Raw genomic sequence first — 14856 nt, forward strand, 5'->3', positions numbered from 1 at the left:
CCCTGTCGCGGTTTGCTTCGTCATGACTCATGAGTAGCCATCAATCTGGAGAGGGTCGTCCGCTCATGAGTCATTCCAAGTTCACAGTGCGTATCTTGCGCGCGCTGTCCGCCGCGGCCGCGCTGGCCGCAGTTCATCCCGTCTGGGGGCAGTCGTCGAATGCGTCCGTTGCGGCAGTTGCCCGCACGGTCAACGTGGCGCCCGGTCCTCTGGCTCCCGCGCTGAATCGCTACGCCGAGCAGGCCGGCCTGATCCTGTCGTTCGATCCGGCGTTGACTGCCGGGCTGCAAAGCCCGGGCCTGTCAGGCACGGTGGCGCCCAGGGAGGCGTTCGCCGGCTTGTTGGCAGGCACCGGGCTGGAGGCGATTGCGCGCGGCGAGGCAGGCTATACGATTCGGCGCGCGTCCGGCGCTGCCGCCAGCACGCTGGAGCCGATCACGGTGCACGGCAGCGGCGAGCAGGCCTGGGGACCGGTCGACGGCTATGTCGCGCGTAACAGCGCGACCGCCACCAAGACCGACACGCCGCTGATCGAGACACCGCAGTCGATCAGCGTCATCACCCAGGCGCAGATGGCGGCGCAGGGCGTCAGCCGCGTGGACGAGGCCTTGCGCTATAGCGCAGGGGTGCGCACCGAACCCATCTACGACACGCGCCGCGGCACCTACTATGTGCGCGGCTTCAACGTCGCTAACAACGGCCAGTATCTGGACGGCCTGAAGCTGGCCTACTCGGGCGGCTACGGCGGCTGGGAGGTCGACCCCTACACGCTGGAACGTCTGGAAGTCCTGCGCGGCCCTTCGTCCGTGCTGTACGGGCAGACCGTGCCAGGCGGGCTGGTCAACCAGGTCAGCAAGCGTCCGCTGGATACGCGCAGCGGCGAACTGGCGGTGCAGTACGGCAGCTTCGACCGCAAGCAGCTCTCCGGCGACTTCACCGGTCCCCTGGACGATGCGGGCCAGTGGCTTTATCGCCTGACGGCGGTGGGGCGCGAGGGCGGCACGCAGACCAATCATGTCGATGACGACCGCGTCCTGCTGGCGCCGTCGCTGACCTGGAAGCCCAGCGCGGCGACCTCGATCACGCTGCTCGCGCAGTACCAGCACGATCGCACGGGCAATACGGCCAACTTCCTGCCCGCTGCGGGCACGCTCTGGCCGGTCGCCAACGGCCATATTCCGGTGGACTTTTTCACGGGTGACCCGACCTTCGACCAGACCGACCGGCGCAAGGCGCAGGTCGGCTACCTGGCCGAGCATCGGGTCAACGACCAGCTGACGCTGCGCCAGAACCTGCGCTATTCCACGCTGGACGTCGATTACCGCAGCCTGGGGGCGAACGGAGGCTGGGTGCAGACGCGTGAACCCTACACCGACCTGCGCCGCATTTCGCTGGTCAGCAAAGAGGGCTTCCACCTGTTCACGCTGGACAACCAGGCGCAGTTCAATCTTGCGCATGGGCCGGTGGCGCACACGCTGTTGCTGGGCGCGGATTATCAGGAATCGCGCTTTGACCGGCTCTACGGCTTGCGCACGGCCGCGGTGGATCCGATCAATGTGTGGGACCCGGTGTATGGGCGGCCGTTCCCCGGCGCGACGCCGCAGGCGTCCAACGATACCAATCAGGCGCGCCGGCAGTTCGGCCTGTATGCGCAGGACCAGATCAAGTTCTACGACAAATGGGTGCTGCAACTGGCCGGCCGCTACGATTGGGCGCGTTCCACCACGGGCGAGACGATCCTGCGCACCGGCGTGGAAACCACGACCCGCAGCAACGACGAACAATTCAGCGGCAAGGTCGGGCTGGTTTACCTGGCCGACAACGGCCTGGCGCCTTACGCGTCGTATACCGAGTCTTTCGAGCCGGTGGCGGGCGCGGGCTACGGCGGCACGCCATTCGAGCCCACGCGCGGCAAGCAGTATGAGATCGGCCTGAAGTATCAGCCGGCGGGCGCCCGCAGCTTCGCGCAGGTCTCGCTCTTCGACCTGCGGCAGACCAATGTGTCGACCGCGGACCTGGCCCATCCCGGCTTCAGCGTGCAGACCGGCGAAATCCGTTCGCGCGGCATCGAGCTGGAAGGCACCTGGGAAGTCACGCCGCAGTTGAACGTGCTGGCGTCCTACACCTACAACGACGTCAAGGTGACCAAGGCGGCGCGGACGGCGGTCAACCTGGGCAAGCGTCCGCCCTACATTCCCGATCACATGGCGTCGCTGTGGGCCGATTACCGCCTGTCGGCGACGGGGCCGCTGGCCGGCCTATGGTTCGGCGCGGGCGTGCGCTACATGGGGTCGACCAATGACATTCCGGACGCGGTGCATGTGCCTGCCTACACGCTGGTGGACGCGGCGCTGCGCTACGACATGGGGAGCTACCAGTTCTCGCTGAACGCCAGCAACCTGTTCGACAAGCGCTATGTGGCGGCGTGCGACAGCGTGACCAACTGCTATTACGGTCTGGAGCGGACCATCATGGCGCGGGTGGCGTATCGCTGGTAGCGCGATTAAGTTCAGGCTTAATTCTGGGTAAACGCAGGTTGAACCACAGCGGCTGCGTTGCTCTTTATAGTGGGTCCGTACCCACCCGAGAGAGCCGCGCATGTCCAGTCCCGCCGCAGTACCCGCCTATCCCCGGGCCGTGTTGTTCGACCTGCTGACGGCCTTGCTCGATTCCTGGACCCTATGGAACCGCGCCGCCGGCTCCGAGGCCGCCGGACGCGCCTGGCGCGCGGAGTACCTGCGCCGCACCTATGGTTGCGGCGCCTATCAACCCTATGAGCGTCTGGTGCAGGAAGCCGCGTCCGCGGTCGGCCTGCCGGCATCCGCACCCGCCGCGTTGGAGGCGGGCTGGGACGAGCTGCCCGCCTGGGATGGCGCCCGTGAATTGCTGCAGGCCTTGCGGCCGCATTGCCGCCTGGCCGTGGTCACCAACTGTTCCGCCCGTCTGGGGCAGCGCGCCGCCGGTTTGCTGGGCGTGGACTGGGACGTGGTGGTGACGTCGGAGGAGGCGGGCTACTACAAGCCCGACCCGCGCCCCTATGAGCTGGCCTTGGCCCGATTGCAGGTGCAGCCGTCCGAGGCCGCGTTCGTCGCGGGCTCCGGCTACGACATGTTCGGCACCAGCAAGGTGGGCCTGCGCACGTATTGGCACAACCGGGTGGGGCTGACGCTGCCTGAAGGCGCGGCGCAGCCGGAGCTGGAGTCCCCCCGGCTGGAAGCGGCGTTGCCGTGGCTTGCGCGGTTCAACGCGGCCTGATGGCTGGCCGCCGTGGATGCCGTGCGTCAGTCCGCCGGCAATGAAATCGCATCCCCCAACCCCTTGACCTCTTTCAGCACGAAGGAGGTGTAGACCTCCTTCACGCCGGGCAGGGCGCCAAGCACATAGCGCGCCAGATCGCCGAACGCGTCGAGGTCGCGGGCGATGACCGTTAGCTGATGGTCGTAGCGGCCCGACACGCAATGGCAGGTCAGCACCTCCGGCACGTCCTTGATGGCGTCCTCGAACGCCTTGACGTGCTCGGCGCCCTTCATGTCCAGCGAAATCCAGACGAACGCGGTTACGCCGAAGCCAAGCTTCTTGACGTCGACCTCGGCCCGGTAGCCGCGGATCACGCCCTCGTCCTCCAGGCGCTTGACGCGTCGCCAGCAGGGGGAGGGGGTGAGCGAAACGCGCTCGGCCAGATCGGCGCTGGAAAGCCGCCCGTCGACCTGCAAGGCGGCCAGGATCTGCAGGTCCGTGGGATCGAAATTCTTGCTTTGCACGATTTTTCCAAGAAATTGAATATTTCGCTAATTTCAATCCAAAATATTACACATTCGCGTCGAAAATTCGGAAATATTCGCGATTCCGCTCCGGTATCTTTGTTCGATTGCTGAAGGGGGCGTCGACGTCATGAATGCTCCCCGTTTGAACACTATGGAGCAGACATGAAAGATCCGAATCCGATACGCAAGAAGCTGTTGGCCCTGGAGCCTTCCGAGGGGTGCTGGCTGACCCTGGCGAGCCCGGCCGTGGCCGAGGCGATTGCGCATTGCGGCTTCGACTGGCTGGTCGTTGACATGGAGCATGCGCCCAACGACATGGCGGGCCTGACGGCGCAATTGCAGGCCATCGACGCGGCACGCGCGCATGGCGCCGCCGCGTATCCGGTCGTGCGCGTGACGGTGAACGACGCCGCGCTGGTGAAGCGCGTGATGGATTGCGGCGCCCAGACGATCATTTTCCCGAACATCGACACGGCCGAGGACGCGGGCCGCGCCATCGCGGCCATGCGCTTTCCGTGCGAAGGCAATGGCGGCGTGCGCGGCGTGGCGGGGCTGGTGCGGGCCGGCATGTACGGGCAGGACCCTTCCTACGTCAGGCGGGCCAATGAGCAGGCCTGCGCGATCCTGCAGATCGAATCGGCGCAGGCGGTACGCAACGTGGCAGCCATTGCCGCGCTGCCTGGGGCGGACTGCCTGTTCGTCGGCACCGCCGACCTGGCCGCCAGCCTGGGCCGGCTGGGCGACATGGCCCACGCCGAGGTGCGCGAGGCCGTGGGCCGCGTGATCGACGCCGGCCGCACGGCGGGCAAGGCGGTCGGCATTTTCGCCAACGATCCCGAAGAGGCCGCGCGTTACCGCAAGCTGGGCGTGCAATTCATTGCGCTGCACTCCGATGTGGCCTGGCTGGCCCGCGGCGCCCGCCAGGCGCGCGCACAGTTCAGCGAGGCATGCCGCTGAGTGGCGGCGCGATCTCAATCTACTGGCAAGTCAGGAACAGGCATGAATACAGCAGTATCTACCGGCGGCGTCACGGCGAATGCGCGCGCCAGCGTGCAGAGCTTGCGTTCGTCGCAAATCCGCGAAGTCGCCAATGCGGGCATGGGCCGCGCCGACGTGCTGCCCTTCTGGTTCGGCGAACCCGACGAGCAGACGCCGCCCGCGTTCCGCGACGCGGCCATCGCCCACATCGCTTCCGGGCAGACCTTCTATGTACAGACCCTGGGCGTGCCTGCGTTGCGCGAACGCCTGGCCGGGTATGTGAGCGGGCTGCACGGCCAACGTGATGTGGACAACATCGCAGTCACCAGCTCGGGCACGTCGGCGCTGATGACGGCCGTGCAGGCCATCGTGGGCGCGGGCGATCACGTGGTCGCCGTGACGCCCTTGTGGCCCAACCTGGTGGAAATGCCCAAGGTGCTGGGGGCGCGCGTGACGACGGTTGCGCTGTCGTTCTCCGAGAGCGGCTGGCGCCTGGACCTGGACGCCTTGCTCAGCGCCCTGACGCCGGACGTGCGCGCGCTTCTGGTGAATTCGCCGAACAACCCGACGGGCTGGGTGATGACCGCCGAGCAGCAGCGCGCGGTGCTGGAGCACTGCCGCAAGCACGGCATCTGGATCATTTCCGACGACGTGTATGAACGCTACTACTACGAAGGCGCGGTGGCGCCCACCTTCCTGGACATTGCTGCGCCGGACGACCGGGTGGTCAGCTGCAATTCGTTCTCCAAGGCCTGGCTGATGACCGGCTGGCGCGTGGGCTGGGTCGTGGTGCCGCGCGGGCTGCTGCCGGAAATCGGCAAGCTGATCGAATACAGCAACACCTGCACGCCGGGTTTCGTGCAGACCGCCGCGCTTTGCGCGCTTGAACAGGGCGAGCCCGTCATCGCGCGTACCGTGCAGCGGCTGCGGCTGGCGCGCGACCATCTGGCGTCGAAGCTGTCGCAGGTGCCCGGGGTTGAACTCGCGGGTGCGGCGCCGGGGGCGATGTACACCTTCTTCCGCATTCGGGGCGTGTCGGACAGCCTGGCGTTCTGCAAGGATCTGGTCGTGCGCGGCGGGCTGGGCCTGGCGCCGGGCATGGCGTTCGGTCCCGAGGGCGAGGGCTATCTGCGCTGGTGCTATGCCAGCGCGCACGAGCGCCTGGATGAAGGCGTGGCTAGACTGGCGCGCTTTCTGGACGCGGCGCGGAGCAAGGCTGCCTGAGCGCCAGGCCTCAACCTTAGGGTACGACCCATGAATACTGCAGAGCTTCCCCGTTCCCTGGAATGGATAGAACGGCTGGTGCGTTTCGACACGACCAGCCGCCTGTCCAATCTGGGCTTGATCGAAACGGTGCGCGACCACCTGGCCGCGACCGGTCTGGCGCCCCGATTGATCTACAACGCCGACGGCAAGAAGGCGAATCTTTTCGTGACCGTGCCTGCCGCGGACGGCGGCACCCAGGGCGGGGTGGTGCTGTCCGGCCATACCGACGTCGTGCCGGTGGACGGCCAGGCCTGGAGCAGCGATCCGTTCGCGCCCGAGGTGCGCGATGGCCGCCTATATGGCCGCGGCACTTGCGACATGAAGGGCTTCATCGGAACCGCGCTGGCCATGCTGCCGTCGTTCACGTCGCGGCGTTTGCGCGTGCCGCTGCATCTGGCGCTGAGCTATGACGAGGAGGTCGGCTGCCTGGGGGCGGACATCATGCTGCGTGAATTGGCCAAGCTGGATATCCGCCCCGATAGCTGCATCGTGGGCGAGCCCACCGAGATGCGCGTCATTTCCGCCCACAAGAGCAGCAATCTGTATCGCTGCACTGTGCATGGGCACGCCGCGCATTCTTCGTTGACGCCGCGCGGCGTCAACGCGATCGAATATGCGGCGCGCGCCATCTGCCACATCCGCGACATGGCCGACGCCCATCGCCAGAACGGCCCCTTCGACCATGACTTCGAGGTGCCGTACACCACCGCCAACACCGGCACGATCTCGGGCGGCTTGTCCGTCAACACGATCCCGGACCGTTGCCAGTTCGAGTTCGAGTTTCGCACCATCCCGGGCGTGCTGGCGCCAGATGTGATCGGCGGTTTGCGCCGCTACATCACTGGCGAGCTGCGCGACCGCATCAAGGCGGAGAACCCGCAGGCCGACATCGAGCTGGAAGCGCTGGCCGAGGTGCCCGGTTTCGATACCGCCGCCACCGCCGAGATTGCGCGGTTGGCGCAGGCGCTGACTGGCGCGCGGGGCACCGAGAAGGTGGCGTATTGCACGGAGGCCGGCCTGTTCCAGCGGGCCGGCATGACGGCGGTCATTTGCGGTCCCGGCAATCTGCAGCAGGCGCACCGGCCGGACGAGTATGTCGCGCTGTCGCAGATCGGCCTGTGCGAACAGTTCATGGAAAAGCTGGCGGGCCATCTTGCGATGACCGGCCAATGAGTTGATCGATCGTTAATTTTTAGAAAATAACAGAGGGAAAAATGGCTTATTCGGAGAAGACAACGTGGAATGCGGCCGCCGCCGGCCGCAGCAAGGCGGCGCCGGCAGGCGACCGGCGCGCCCAGGCGCGGCGCGCGGTGATCGCCGCGTCCATCGGCAATGCGCTGGAGTGGTTCGACATGATCGCGTACGGCACCTTCGCGCTGATCATCGCCAAGCTGTACTTTCCGTCCGCCAGCGAGAGCTCCTCGCTGTTGCTGGCGCTGGCCACCTTCGGCGTGTCGTTCCTGATGCGGCCGCTGGGCGCCATCATGTTGGGCAGCTATGCCGACCGGGCGGGCCGCAAGGCGGCGCTGACGGCGTCCATTTTCCTGATGATGATAGGCACGCTGATCATCGTGGTGGTCCCCACGCATGCGCAGATCGGCGTGGCCGCATCGATCATCATCCTGGTCGCCCGGCTGATCCAGGGCTTTTCGGCGGGCGGGGAATTCGGCAGCGCCACGGCCTTCCTCATAGAATATGCGCCGGACCGGCGCGCCTATTACGCCAGCTGGCAGGTCGCCAGCCAGGGCGCGGCGATCCTGCTGGCCGCCTTGTTCGGCGCGGTGCTCAACGCGACGCTGACCCAGGCCCAGCTGGAAAGCTGGGGCTGGCGCATTCCGTTCGTGTTCGGCCTGCTGATCGCGCCGGTGGGCTACTACATCCGCCATCACATGGATGAAACGCCGGAGTTCAGCGCGGCAGAGGCATCGGCTTCACCGCTGAGCGACATGTTCGCGGGGCAGAAGCTGCGGCTGCTGGTTACCGTTGGCTTCGTGGCGCTGGGCTCGGTGGGCAACTACCTGGCCCTGTACATGCCTACGTACTCGATCCGCCAGTTGGGTCTGCCGCCTACCATCGGTTTTCTGGCGACGCTGGTCACGGGCGTCATCATGACGGTAGGCGCGCCCTTCGTCGGCGCGCTGGCCGACCGCATCGGACCCGCGCGCATCATGATGGCCGCGGCCCTTTCGACCGCGCTGCTGTGCTATCCCTTGTTCTATCTGCTGGTGTCGTATCCGACGGTGGGCGTTTTGATGATCGTCCAGGTCATCCTGGGCATCCTGGCGACGGCGTACTTCGCGCCCATGCCGGCGCTGATGTCCGCCATCTTCCCCGTGCAGGTGCGCACCACTGGCCTGTCCCTGGGCTACAACATTGCAGTGACGATCTTCGGCGGCTTCGCGCCATTCATCCTGACCTGGCTGATCGCGACCACCGACTCCAAGCTGTCGCCCAGCTATTACCTGCTGGCCATTGCGCTCATGGCGATGGTGTCGCTGAACGTGGCGCGCCGGACGTTCCAGCAGCGTTAGGCGCCGGGCGCCGGCCTTCGCATCGGAGGCCGGCCGGCGGCGGGTGGAATGTAGCCCATTGTTGCGGGCCTGAGCGTTTTTCCGCCCAGGCTGCGGCCGTGTTCCACAGCGCGGCCGCACTATCTTCAGGACCTTCCTGATAGTACAAAATGTTGCCTGCCTCCCTTCGTGTGCTTGCTAGCATGGTCTGGCCGGAATGATCCGGCACACCGACGGAATAAGTGGAGGTTGCCATGAGCTCAAGAACAATATTCAACCGGATCGCAGTCGTTGCGGCGGCGGGTGCATTGCTGGCGGGATGCGCCACGCAGCAGCAGACCAATACCGCCGTGGGCACGGGCGCGGGGGCGGCGATCGGCGCCGGCATCGGCGCCTTGATCGGCCACGGCAAGGGCGCGGCCATCGGCGCCGGCATCGGCGCGGTGGCGGGCGGCCTGGTTGGCTACAACTGGAAGGTCGTCAAGGAAGACGTGCAGAAGTCTGGCGCTTCGTCGCTGGGCATCGACGTGGTCGAAATGCCCGACGGCAGCCTCAAGGTCAACATTCCCAGCGGCGTGTCGTTCGATACCGACAAGACGCAGCTCAAACCCGCGCTGTTGCCGGTGCTGGACAGCGTGGCGCGCTCGCTCAACCAGCATCCTGAACTGCGGGCCAAGGTGGTCGGCCACACGGACAGCACGGGCGCCCTGGCGCATAACCAGACCTTGTCGGTCAACCGCGCCAAGAGCGTGACCGACTACCTCAGCAAGCAGGGCGTGGCAGCGGGCCGCCTGACGGTCGAGGGCCGCGGGCCGAACGATCCGATCGGCGACAATGCGACCGCCGAAGGCCGCGCGCTGAACCGCCGGGTGGAGATCTACCTGTACGCGGTCCAGCAGTAAACCTGGGCCAGCCCAGTGTCCGAGGCGGCTGGCGCAACGCGCCGCCGCCTGTTTTTTTTTGAGTCCGTCATGAGCATGTTCCCTCCCGCCCGCATCGGCACCGATACCGCCGTGGCCGCCCTGTCTGGCTGGCAGGCCGTGGCGATGCGCGACGCCATCGAAAAGCGTTTCCGCTTTCCCAATTTCAATGCGGCATTCGGCTTCATGACGCGCGTCGCCATGTTTGCGGAGAAGCTGAATCATCATCCGGAATGGACCAACGTCTACAACCGCGTGGACGTGACCTTGACCACCCACGACGCCGGCGGCGTGACCGAGCTGGATGTGCGCATGGCGCAGTTCATGGACGAGGCGGCAGCGCAATTGGGCGCCACCGCGCCCAAGGCTTAGGGCGCGTTTCCTGGCGGCGTGGGCGGGAGCGGCTCTTCCGAGCCGTCCGCGTCGGGCTGCAAATGGCTGTTCACGCGGTCCAGCATGTCGCCCAGCAGGCGCTGCTCGTCGGCGCTGAGGCAGCCGAAGATCTCTTCATTGCGGCGGGCGATCAGGTCGATGACGCGCTGGTATTGCACCAGGCCTTCCGGGGTGGGCGCCAGCACCACGCCGCGTCCATCCGAGGCGGACATGGTCTTTTCCACCAGGCCGCGGTCCACCAGCGCCTGTGCTGAGCGGCTGGCCTGGCCCTTGTTCAGATTGGCCGCCAGCGCCAGATCGTTGACCGACAAGGGCGCGTAGCGGCCGATGGCCGCCAGGCAGCGCGCCTCGCCCAGAGGAATCCCGCATTCTTCCAGATAGGCGCGATTCGTGTCCCTGTCCGTGATCTTGTTGAGCACGTGCAGGCGGTAGGTCAGGAATCGTTCCAGGGCGGGCTGTTTCACGTCGGGCGGGCAGGGGCGGAGGCGGGATAGTGTGCCACAGGGCCGTTGGCCAGGCAGGCGGCTTCCGCCTGGGCCAGCAGCGCGGCGGCGTCGCGTGCATCGCTCACGCGGGCCAGCAGCGACAGGCTCAGGATCGACAGGAAGAGCGACGCCTGTTCTTCGCCGACGCGCGTCAGGGTCTGCGCCATGGCGGTATAGACCTGGTCCAGTTCATCGTTGTTCATGCTAGCTCTTCCTTGTGCGCGTCCAGTGCGATCGAGGGGTAGTAGGGCTTGAGCGCGGCGCGCAGGGTGGCGGCCGAGGGGGCAATCCAGCGTCCCAGAACGTAGCCGTCGGGCCGCAGCAGGTAGACGGCGCCGGCTTGCGCGCCGTAGCGCTGGCGTAGCTGCCCGTGCGGGTCCTGCAAGGCATCATCGCCCGTCTTCAGCACGCGCAGCGGCTGGGGCGAGTTGCGGGTGGCGGCGGCCAGGGCGTCCAGTTCGGCCGCCAGAGCGGTGTCGGGAGCCAGCGCCAGCGCGACGAAGCCGGCGCCAAAGCACGCGCTGAGATGCAGCGGCGCCCCGCGATCATGCAGCAGCGCTTCGGGCGCGGGCTGGCCGGGCGCGGCGGTTACGCCGGCCTGCGGCGCGCCATCATCAAGGTTCAGCGGCGAGGCATCGTAGGAGATGGGCGCCGATTGCCGCGGGTTGATCAGCTGGCGCACCCGCTCATCCGTCAGCGCCAAGCGCAGGGCGGCCTCGCGCATCAGGCGGAATCCGAAGTCCGGCGGGGCCATGAATTCGGTGCTCTTGGCGCCATAGGCCAGGTTCTGGCGGGTGGCGTGGACGCGCTCCACGCTGTAGCTGTCCAGCAGGCTGTCGGGAGCCTGGCCTCGCAGCACCCAGGCCAGCTTCCAGGCCAGGTTGCCGGCATCGTCCAGTCCCGAGTTCAGGCCCCGCACGCCGAAGATCGGCACCAGGTGGGCGGCGTCGCCGGCGAACAGCACGCGTCCGTGGCGGTAGTTTTCCAAGGTCAGGCACTTGGCGTTGTAGATGGAGATCCACAGCGGCTTCCAAGGCGCGGTTTCGCCGATCATGTCCAGATGGCTTTGCACGCGGGGCAGCACGTTCTCGGGCTTTACGGCCTCTTCGGGGTCCTCGTCGTCGCGGATCTGGTAGTCCACCCGCCACACGTTGCCGGGCTGGCGGTGCATGAGCAGGGTGGAGCCGGGATTGGAAGGCGGATCGAACCAGGCCAGGCGCTCCACGGGGCGGCTGGACTCCTGTTCGATGTCCACGATCACGTAGCGTCCTTCGTACTGCATGCCTTCCAGCTTCAGGCCCATGGCCTCGCGTACGGTGCTGCGGCCGCCGTCGCAGGCGATCAGCCAATCGGCGCGCACGGTCTGGCGGCCGCCTTCGATGTCCACTTCAGCCGTGACGCCGTCCGCGTCGGCGCTCAGGCCGGCAAGCCGCGCCGACCAGCGCAGCTCGGCCAGCGCCGGATGGCGCTGCATGGCCTGATGGGCGTACTCCTCGACGGCGTATTGCTGGATGTTGACCATGGGCGCGTAGCGCTGCAGCGGATCGTGCGGCATCTCGAAATGCAGGACTTCGCTGTTGCGGAAGTAGCTGCGGCCGCCGGTCCAGGCCAGACCGGTGGCGGTCAGGGGCCGGTCGGCGCCGACCCAGCCCATGATTTCCTGCGACCGCCGCGAGATGCAGATGGCGCGGCTGCCGCTGCAATAGTCGTCGTCGGCCTCCAGGGTCAGCGAGGGGATGCCGTATTCGGCAAGCAGGGCGGCCAGCGTCAGGCCGACGGGGCCGCCGCCGACGATGAGGACGGGAACGTGCGCGGGGAGCGGCATGCTGTCTCCAGAAATTGGTTGTTTGCGCAACTATATGCTTAAGAGGTTGCGCGCGCAACTATATTTTTGGGGCAAAAAAAACCCGCCGGATCAGGGCGGGTCTTCGGGCGCGGCGTATCTATCAGTTGCGCACGTAATAGATGCGCATCGCCTGCTGCTTCTGGGCGCCGTCCAGCACGCGCAGCACCACGACCTTGGCAGTGAAACCGTCGGGCAGCTTCAGTTGGCCCAGGGCGTAGTCGTAACGGTCGACGTTCAGGGCGGGGCCTTCCGGCGTGACGGTGGCGGCGCGGCCGTTGGGGTAGGTGCCGTCGATGGAGAAGGTCAGGGTGCCCTTGAACGGCGCGCCCTGGCGATCCTCGCGCATGACCAGCACCTGGTAGTCCAGCAGACCGGGCGCGCGCTTGAAGGTGGCCGAGCGGATGCCCAGGTTGCCGCCGCGCGGGTCGGCGGGCATGGCGTCCTGGAACAGCACCAGTTCCTTGTTCAGCGTGTCAATCTTGCTGCGGGCTTCAGAAAGGTCGGCGGTCAGCTTTTCATGGCCGGACTTGTTGGCGTCGCGTTGTTGGGTGGCTTCCTCAAGCTGGCTTTGCAGGCGCTGGCGCTCCAGGTTGGCGGTGCTCAGTTCGCTGTGCAGCTGCTCGGATTGCTCCACGGTCAGGCGTTGCGGGCCGTAGTTGGTCTGCAGGAAGAGCACGCCGCCGGCGCCCAGGGCGATGCCCACCAGCAGCAGGACCAGCCAGCGCGGCATGCGGCGCGTGCGTTGACCGGGCTGGTATACGGAAGGCTTGAATACAGCCCGTTGCGATCTTCCAAACATCCCCATTCCTAGAAAACTTCCTGTGTGTTTGCTCGCCCGCGCGCTGCGCGCGCAGGTCAAAGCGCTAGAGAATACCCCGTTAGCCGGGACCGTTGGGTGCGCGGACAAGCCTGGTTGCGCACCTTGATATTGTGAAATATGTGGACATCAGCGTGCTTGGCCGGTGAGCTCGGCATCCAGGTCGGCGAGCCGCTGCGGCGTGCCGACATCCGTCCATTTGCCCTGGTGGCGCGCGCCGCGCACCAGGCCGCGGGCCATGGCTTGCCGGAGCAGAGGCGCCAGGGGCGCTGCCGCGCCCCGGGGGACGTCGGCGAACAACGAGGGATGGTAGACGCCGATGCCCGCAAAGGTCAAACGAGGTTCGCCCTGGGCATGGACGCTGCCGTCGGCATCCAGGCGGAAATCGCCAGCCGGATGCTGGGGCGGGTTGTCCGCCAGCAGCAGCCAGGCGCCGCCTTCAGGCAATGTGCGCGCCAAGCCTGCGGCCGCGGCGGGGTCCCAGTCGCACCAGACGTCGCCGTTGACGACGAGGAAGGGCTCGTCGCCCAGCAACGGCAGCGCCTGGACGATGCCGCCGGCGGTTTCCAGCGCGGAGGTTTCGGCCGAATAGCGGATCTGTACGCCGTATGTGCTGCCGTCGCCCAGCGCCCTCTCGATTTCGTGGCCGAGCCAGGCATGGTTGATGACCACGTCTCGGATGCCGGCGGCCGCCAGCCGCCGCAGGTGCCAGACGATGAGCGGCTGGCCGCCCACGGACAACAGGGGCTTGGGCAGGCGGTCGGTGAGGGGGCGCATCCGTTCGCCGCGGCCCGCCGCGAGGATCATGGCCCGCATCAGAAGGTGTATCCGACGCTGACCTGGCGGTCGTCGAGCTTGTCCAGCAGGCGCAGCAGCGGCGTGAAGACGCCGTAGCGCTGGGCCACCTGGCGCACATAGCCGTTCATGCGCGGAATGTGGGCCAGGTAATGCGCCTTGCCATCGCGGTGATTCAGGCGGGCGAACACGCCCAGGATGCGCAGGTTGCGTTGCAGGCCCATCCATTCATAGGCGCGGTGGAACTCCGCGAAATCCGAGTCCACCGGCAGGCCAGCCGCCCGCGCCATTTCCCAATAGCGGATGGCCCAGTCCAATTGCTGGGGTTCTTCCCAGGTCGTGCGGGCATCCGTCACCAGGGAGGCCAGGTCATAGGTGATGGGGCCGGCCAGCGCATCCTGGAAGTCGATGATGCCCGGGTTCGGTCCGTACTTCGGCTGGTCGCAGACCATCAGGTTGGGCGAATGGTAGTCGCGATGCACCAGCACCTGGGCCTGTCCGCCATTGCTTGCGGACAGTAATGCGAAGATCTTTTCCAGCGCGTTTGCGGTCTTGTCGTCCAGCGTCACGCCGTGATGCTTCTGCACGTACCACTCGGGGAAGAGCTTGAGTTCGTCAGCCAGGCGGGCGGTGTCATAAGTGCCCAGGCCGGCAGTGGAGGCCTGTTGCAGGCGGACCAGGGCGGCCAGGGCCTCTCGATACAGCGTCTGCAGTTCGCTGTCCGGCAGTCCGGCCTGAATGCGCTGGTAGTAGGTCTGCTCGCCCAGGTCGGACAACAGCAGCAAGCCCTGGTCCAGATCCTGCTCCAGCACTGCAGGCACGTTCAGGCCGACGTCCGCCAGCAGACGGTCCACGTGCAGGAAGGGCCGGCAATCCTCGTGTGCGGGCGGGGCGTCCATGACTATCAAGGTGCGCTCGCCGGCGTCCAGCCTGAAATAGCGGCGGAAGCTGGCGTCGGCCGACGCCGGACGCAGCGTGTCGATGGCCAGGTTCAGGCTGGCGGGCAGGCCGCCCAGCCAGTGGCGGATCTGCTCCAGGCGGGGGTCGTGATCGTTTTTCAAGGAAGATCCGTGTCAGAAAGG

15 protein-coding genes are annotated in these 14856 nt (G+C 66.7%); 8 read left to right on the top strand and 7 right to left on the bottom strand.

Annotation, left to right across the window (positions count from 1 at the left end; genetic code table 11):
* Positions 1–65: 65 nt before the first annotated feature.
* Both DXK93_RS24545 and DXK93_RS24550 read left to right on the top strand, forming a co-directional pair.
* Complete coding sequence (locus tag DXK93_RS24545) at positions 66–2498, top strand: TonB-dependent siderophore receptor (protein ID WP_119451429.1); 2433 nt, start codon at positions 66–68, stop codon at positions 2496–2498.
* A gap of 100 nt (positions 2499–2598) precedes the next feature.
* Positions 2599–3255 (top strand): HAD family hydrolase, encoded by a 657-nt coding sequence (locus DXK93_RS24550; protein ID WP_119451430.1) that lies wholly within the window; start codon positions 2599–2601, stop codon positions 3253–3255.
* A 26-nt stretch (positions 3256–3281) separates the two neighbouring features.
* Here DXK93_RS24550 and DXK93_RS24555 read toward each other — a convergent pair whose 3' ends face one another.
* Positions 3282–3761: an Lrp/AsnC family transcriptional regulator gene (locus tag DXK93_RS24555; RefSeq protein WP_054457549.1), complete on the bottom strand. Its 480-nt coding sequence runs from the start codon at positions 3759–3761 to the stop codon at positions 3282–3284.
* 165 nt (positions 3762–3926) lie between these two features.
* Between DXK93_RS24555 and DXK93_RS24560 the strand changes: the two genes are divergently transcribed.
* The 6 genes from DXK93_RS24560 to DXK93_RS24585 all read left to right on the top strand — a co-directional run bounded on the left by DXK93_RS24560 (position 3927) and on the right by DXK93_RS24585 (position 9810).
* A complete protein-coding gene (locus DXK93_RS24560) occupies positions 3927–4721 on the top strand; it encodes an HpcH/HpaI aldolase/citrate lyase family protein (protein ID WP_119451431.1) in 795 nt (264 codons plus the stop codon).
* 42 nt (positions 4722–4763) lie between these two features.
* Positions 4764–5966 carry a pyridoxal phosphate-dependent aminotransferase gene (locus DXK93_RS24565; protein WP_119451432.1) on the top strand — a complete coding sequence of 401 codons (1203 nt, stop codon included), beginning with the start codon at positions 4764–4766 and terminating at the stop codon, positions 5964–5966.
* A 30-nt stretch (positions 5967–5996) separates the two neighbouring features.
* Positions 5997–7181, top strand: coding sequence for an acetylornithine deacetylase (gene argE, locus DXK93_RS24570; RefSeq protein ID WP_119451433.1), 1185 nt, complete (start codon positions 5997–5999; stop codon positions 7179–7181).
* A 41-nt stretch (positions 7182–7222) separates the two neighbouring features.
* Positions 7223–8539 (top strand): MFS transporter, encoded by a 1317-nt coding sequence (locus DXK93_RS24575; protein ID WP_233564608.1) that lies wholly within the window; start codon positions 7223–7225, stop codon positions 8537–8539.
* Between the two features lie 233 nt (positions 8540–8772).
* Positions 8773–9420 (top strand): OmpA family protein, encoded by a 648-nt coding sequence (locus tag DXK93_RS24580; RefSeq protein WP_054457545.1) that lies wholly within the window; start codon positions 8773–8775, stop codon positions 9418–9420.
* Positions 9421–9489: 69 nt separating this feature from the next.
* Positions 9490–9810: a 4a-hydroxytetrahydrobiopterin dehydratase gene (locus tag DXK93_RS24585; RefSeq protein WP_119451434.1), complete on the top strand. Its 321-nt coding sequence runs from the start codon at positions 9490–9492 to the stop codon at positions 9808–9810.
* Here the strand turns inward: DXK93_RS24585 and DXK93_RS24590 are convergent.
* The 6 genes from DXK93_RS24590 to DXK93_RS24615 form a co-directional block, all read right to left on the bottom strand.
* Positions 9807–10295: a MarR family winged helix-turn-helix transcriptional regulator gene (locus DXK93_RS24590; protein ID WP_054457543.1), complete on the bottom strand. Its 489-nt coding sequence runs from the start codon at positions 10293–10295 to the stop codon at positions 9807–9809. The two genes, DXK93_RS24585 and DXK93_RS24590, sit on opposite strands and share 4 nt — an antisense overlap.
* Positions 10292–10519: a hypothetical protein gene (locus tag DXK93_RS24595; protein ID WP_054457542.1), complete on the bottom strand. Its 228-nt coding sequence runs from the start codon at positions 10517–10519 to the stop codon at positions 10292–10294. Before DXK93_RS24595 ends, DXK93_RS24590 begins: the two co-directional genes overlap by 4 nt.
* A complete protein-coding gene (locus DXK93_RS24600) occupies positions 10516–12141 on the bottom strand; it encodes an FAD-dependent oxidoreductase (RefSeq protein ID WP_119451435.1) in 1626 nt (541 codons plus the stop codon). Before DXK93_RS24600 ends, DXK93_RS24595 begins: the two co-directional genes overlap by 4 nt.
* A 121-nt stretch (positions 12142–12262) precedes the next feature.
* Positions 12263–12961, bottom strand: coding sequence for a DUF6776 family protein (locus DXK93_RS24605; protein WP_054457540.1), 699 nt, complete (start codon positions 12959–12961; stop codon positions 12263–12265).
* A 147-nt stretch (positions 12962–13108) separates the two neighbouring features.
* Positions 13109–13795: an N-acetylmuramate alpha-1-phosphate uridylyltransferase MurU gene (murU, locus tag DXK93_RS24610; RefSeq protein WP_119451436.1), complete on the bottom strand. Its 687-nt coding sequence runs from the start codon at positions 13793–13795 to the stop codon at positions 13109–13111.
* The gene (locus DXK93_RS24615) at positions 13795–14835 is read right to left on the bottom strand and encodes an aminoglycoside phosphotransferase family protein (protein WP_119451437.1); all 1041 of its coding nucleotides are present in this window, start codon (positions 14833–14835) and stop codon (positions 13795–13797) included. Before DXK93_RS24615 ends, murU begins: the two co-directional genes overlap by 1 nt.
* Positions 14836–14856 lie beyond the last annotated feature (21 nt).

Origin of the sequence: Achromobacter sp. K91 (assembly GCF_003576205.1) — a bacterium.
GTDB classification, from domain to species: domain Bacteria; phylum Pseudomonadota; class Gammaproteobacteria; order Burkholderiales; family Burkholderiaceae_B; genus Achromobacter; species Achromobacter aegrifaciens.

What these genes read in the sequence shown, in the direction of transcription:
- DXK93_RS24545 (WP_119451429.1), top strand. Translation starts at nt 66, where the DNA reads ATGAGTCATTCCAAGTTCACAGTGCGTATCTTGCGCGCGCTGTCCGCC.
- DXK93_RS24550 (WP_119451430.1), top strand. Translation starts at nt 2,599, where the DNA reads ATGTCCAGTCCCGCCGCAGTACCCGCCTATCCCCGGGCCGTGTTGTTC.
- DXK93_RS24560 (WP_119451431.1), top strand. Translation starts at nt 3,927, where the DNA reads ATGAAAGATCCGAATCCGATACGCAAGAAGCTGTTGGCCCTGGAGCCT.
- DXK93_RS24565 (WP_119451432.1), top strand. Translation starts at nt 4,764, where the DNA reads ATGAATACAGCAGTATCTACCGGCGGCGTCACGGCGAATGCGCGCGCC.
- argE (WP_119451433.1), top strand. Translation starts at nt 5,997, where the DNA reads ATGAATACTGCAGAGCTTCCCCGTTCCCTGGAATGGATAGAACGGCTG.
- DXK93_RS24575 (WP_233564608.1), top strand. Translation starts at nt 7,223, where the DNA reads ATGGCTTATTCGGAGAAGACAACGTGGAATGCGGCCGCCGCCGGCCGC.
- DXK93_RS24580 (WP_054457545.1), top strand. Translation starts at nt 8,773, where the DNA reads ATGAGCTCAAGAACAATATTCAACCGGATCGCAGTCGTTGCGGCGGCG.
- DXK93_RS24585 (WP_119451434.1), top strand. Translation starts at nt 9,490, where the DNA reads ATGAGCATGTTCCCTCCCGCCCGCATCGGCACCGATACCGCCGTGGCC.
- DXK93_RS24595 (WP_054457542.1), bottom strand. Translation starts at nt 10,519, where the DNA reads ATGAACAACGATGAACTGGACCAGGTCTATACCGCCATGGCGCAGACC.
- DXK93_RS24600 (WP_119451435.1), bottom strand. Translation starts at nt 12,141, where the DNA reads ATGCCGCTCCCCGCGCACGTTCCCGTCCTCATCGTCGGCGGCGGCCCC.
- DXK93_RS24605 (WP_054457540.1), bottom strand. Translation starts at nt 12,961, where the DNA reads ATGTTTGGAAGATCGCAACGGGCTGTATTCAAGCCTTCCGTATACCAG.
- murU (WP_119451436.1), bottom strand. Translation starts at nt 13,795, where the DNA reads ATGCGGGCCATGATCCTCGCGGCGGGCCGCGGCGAACGGATGCGCCCC.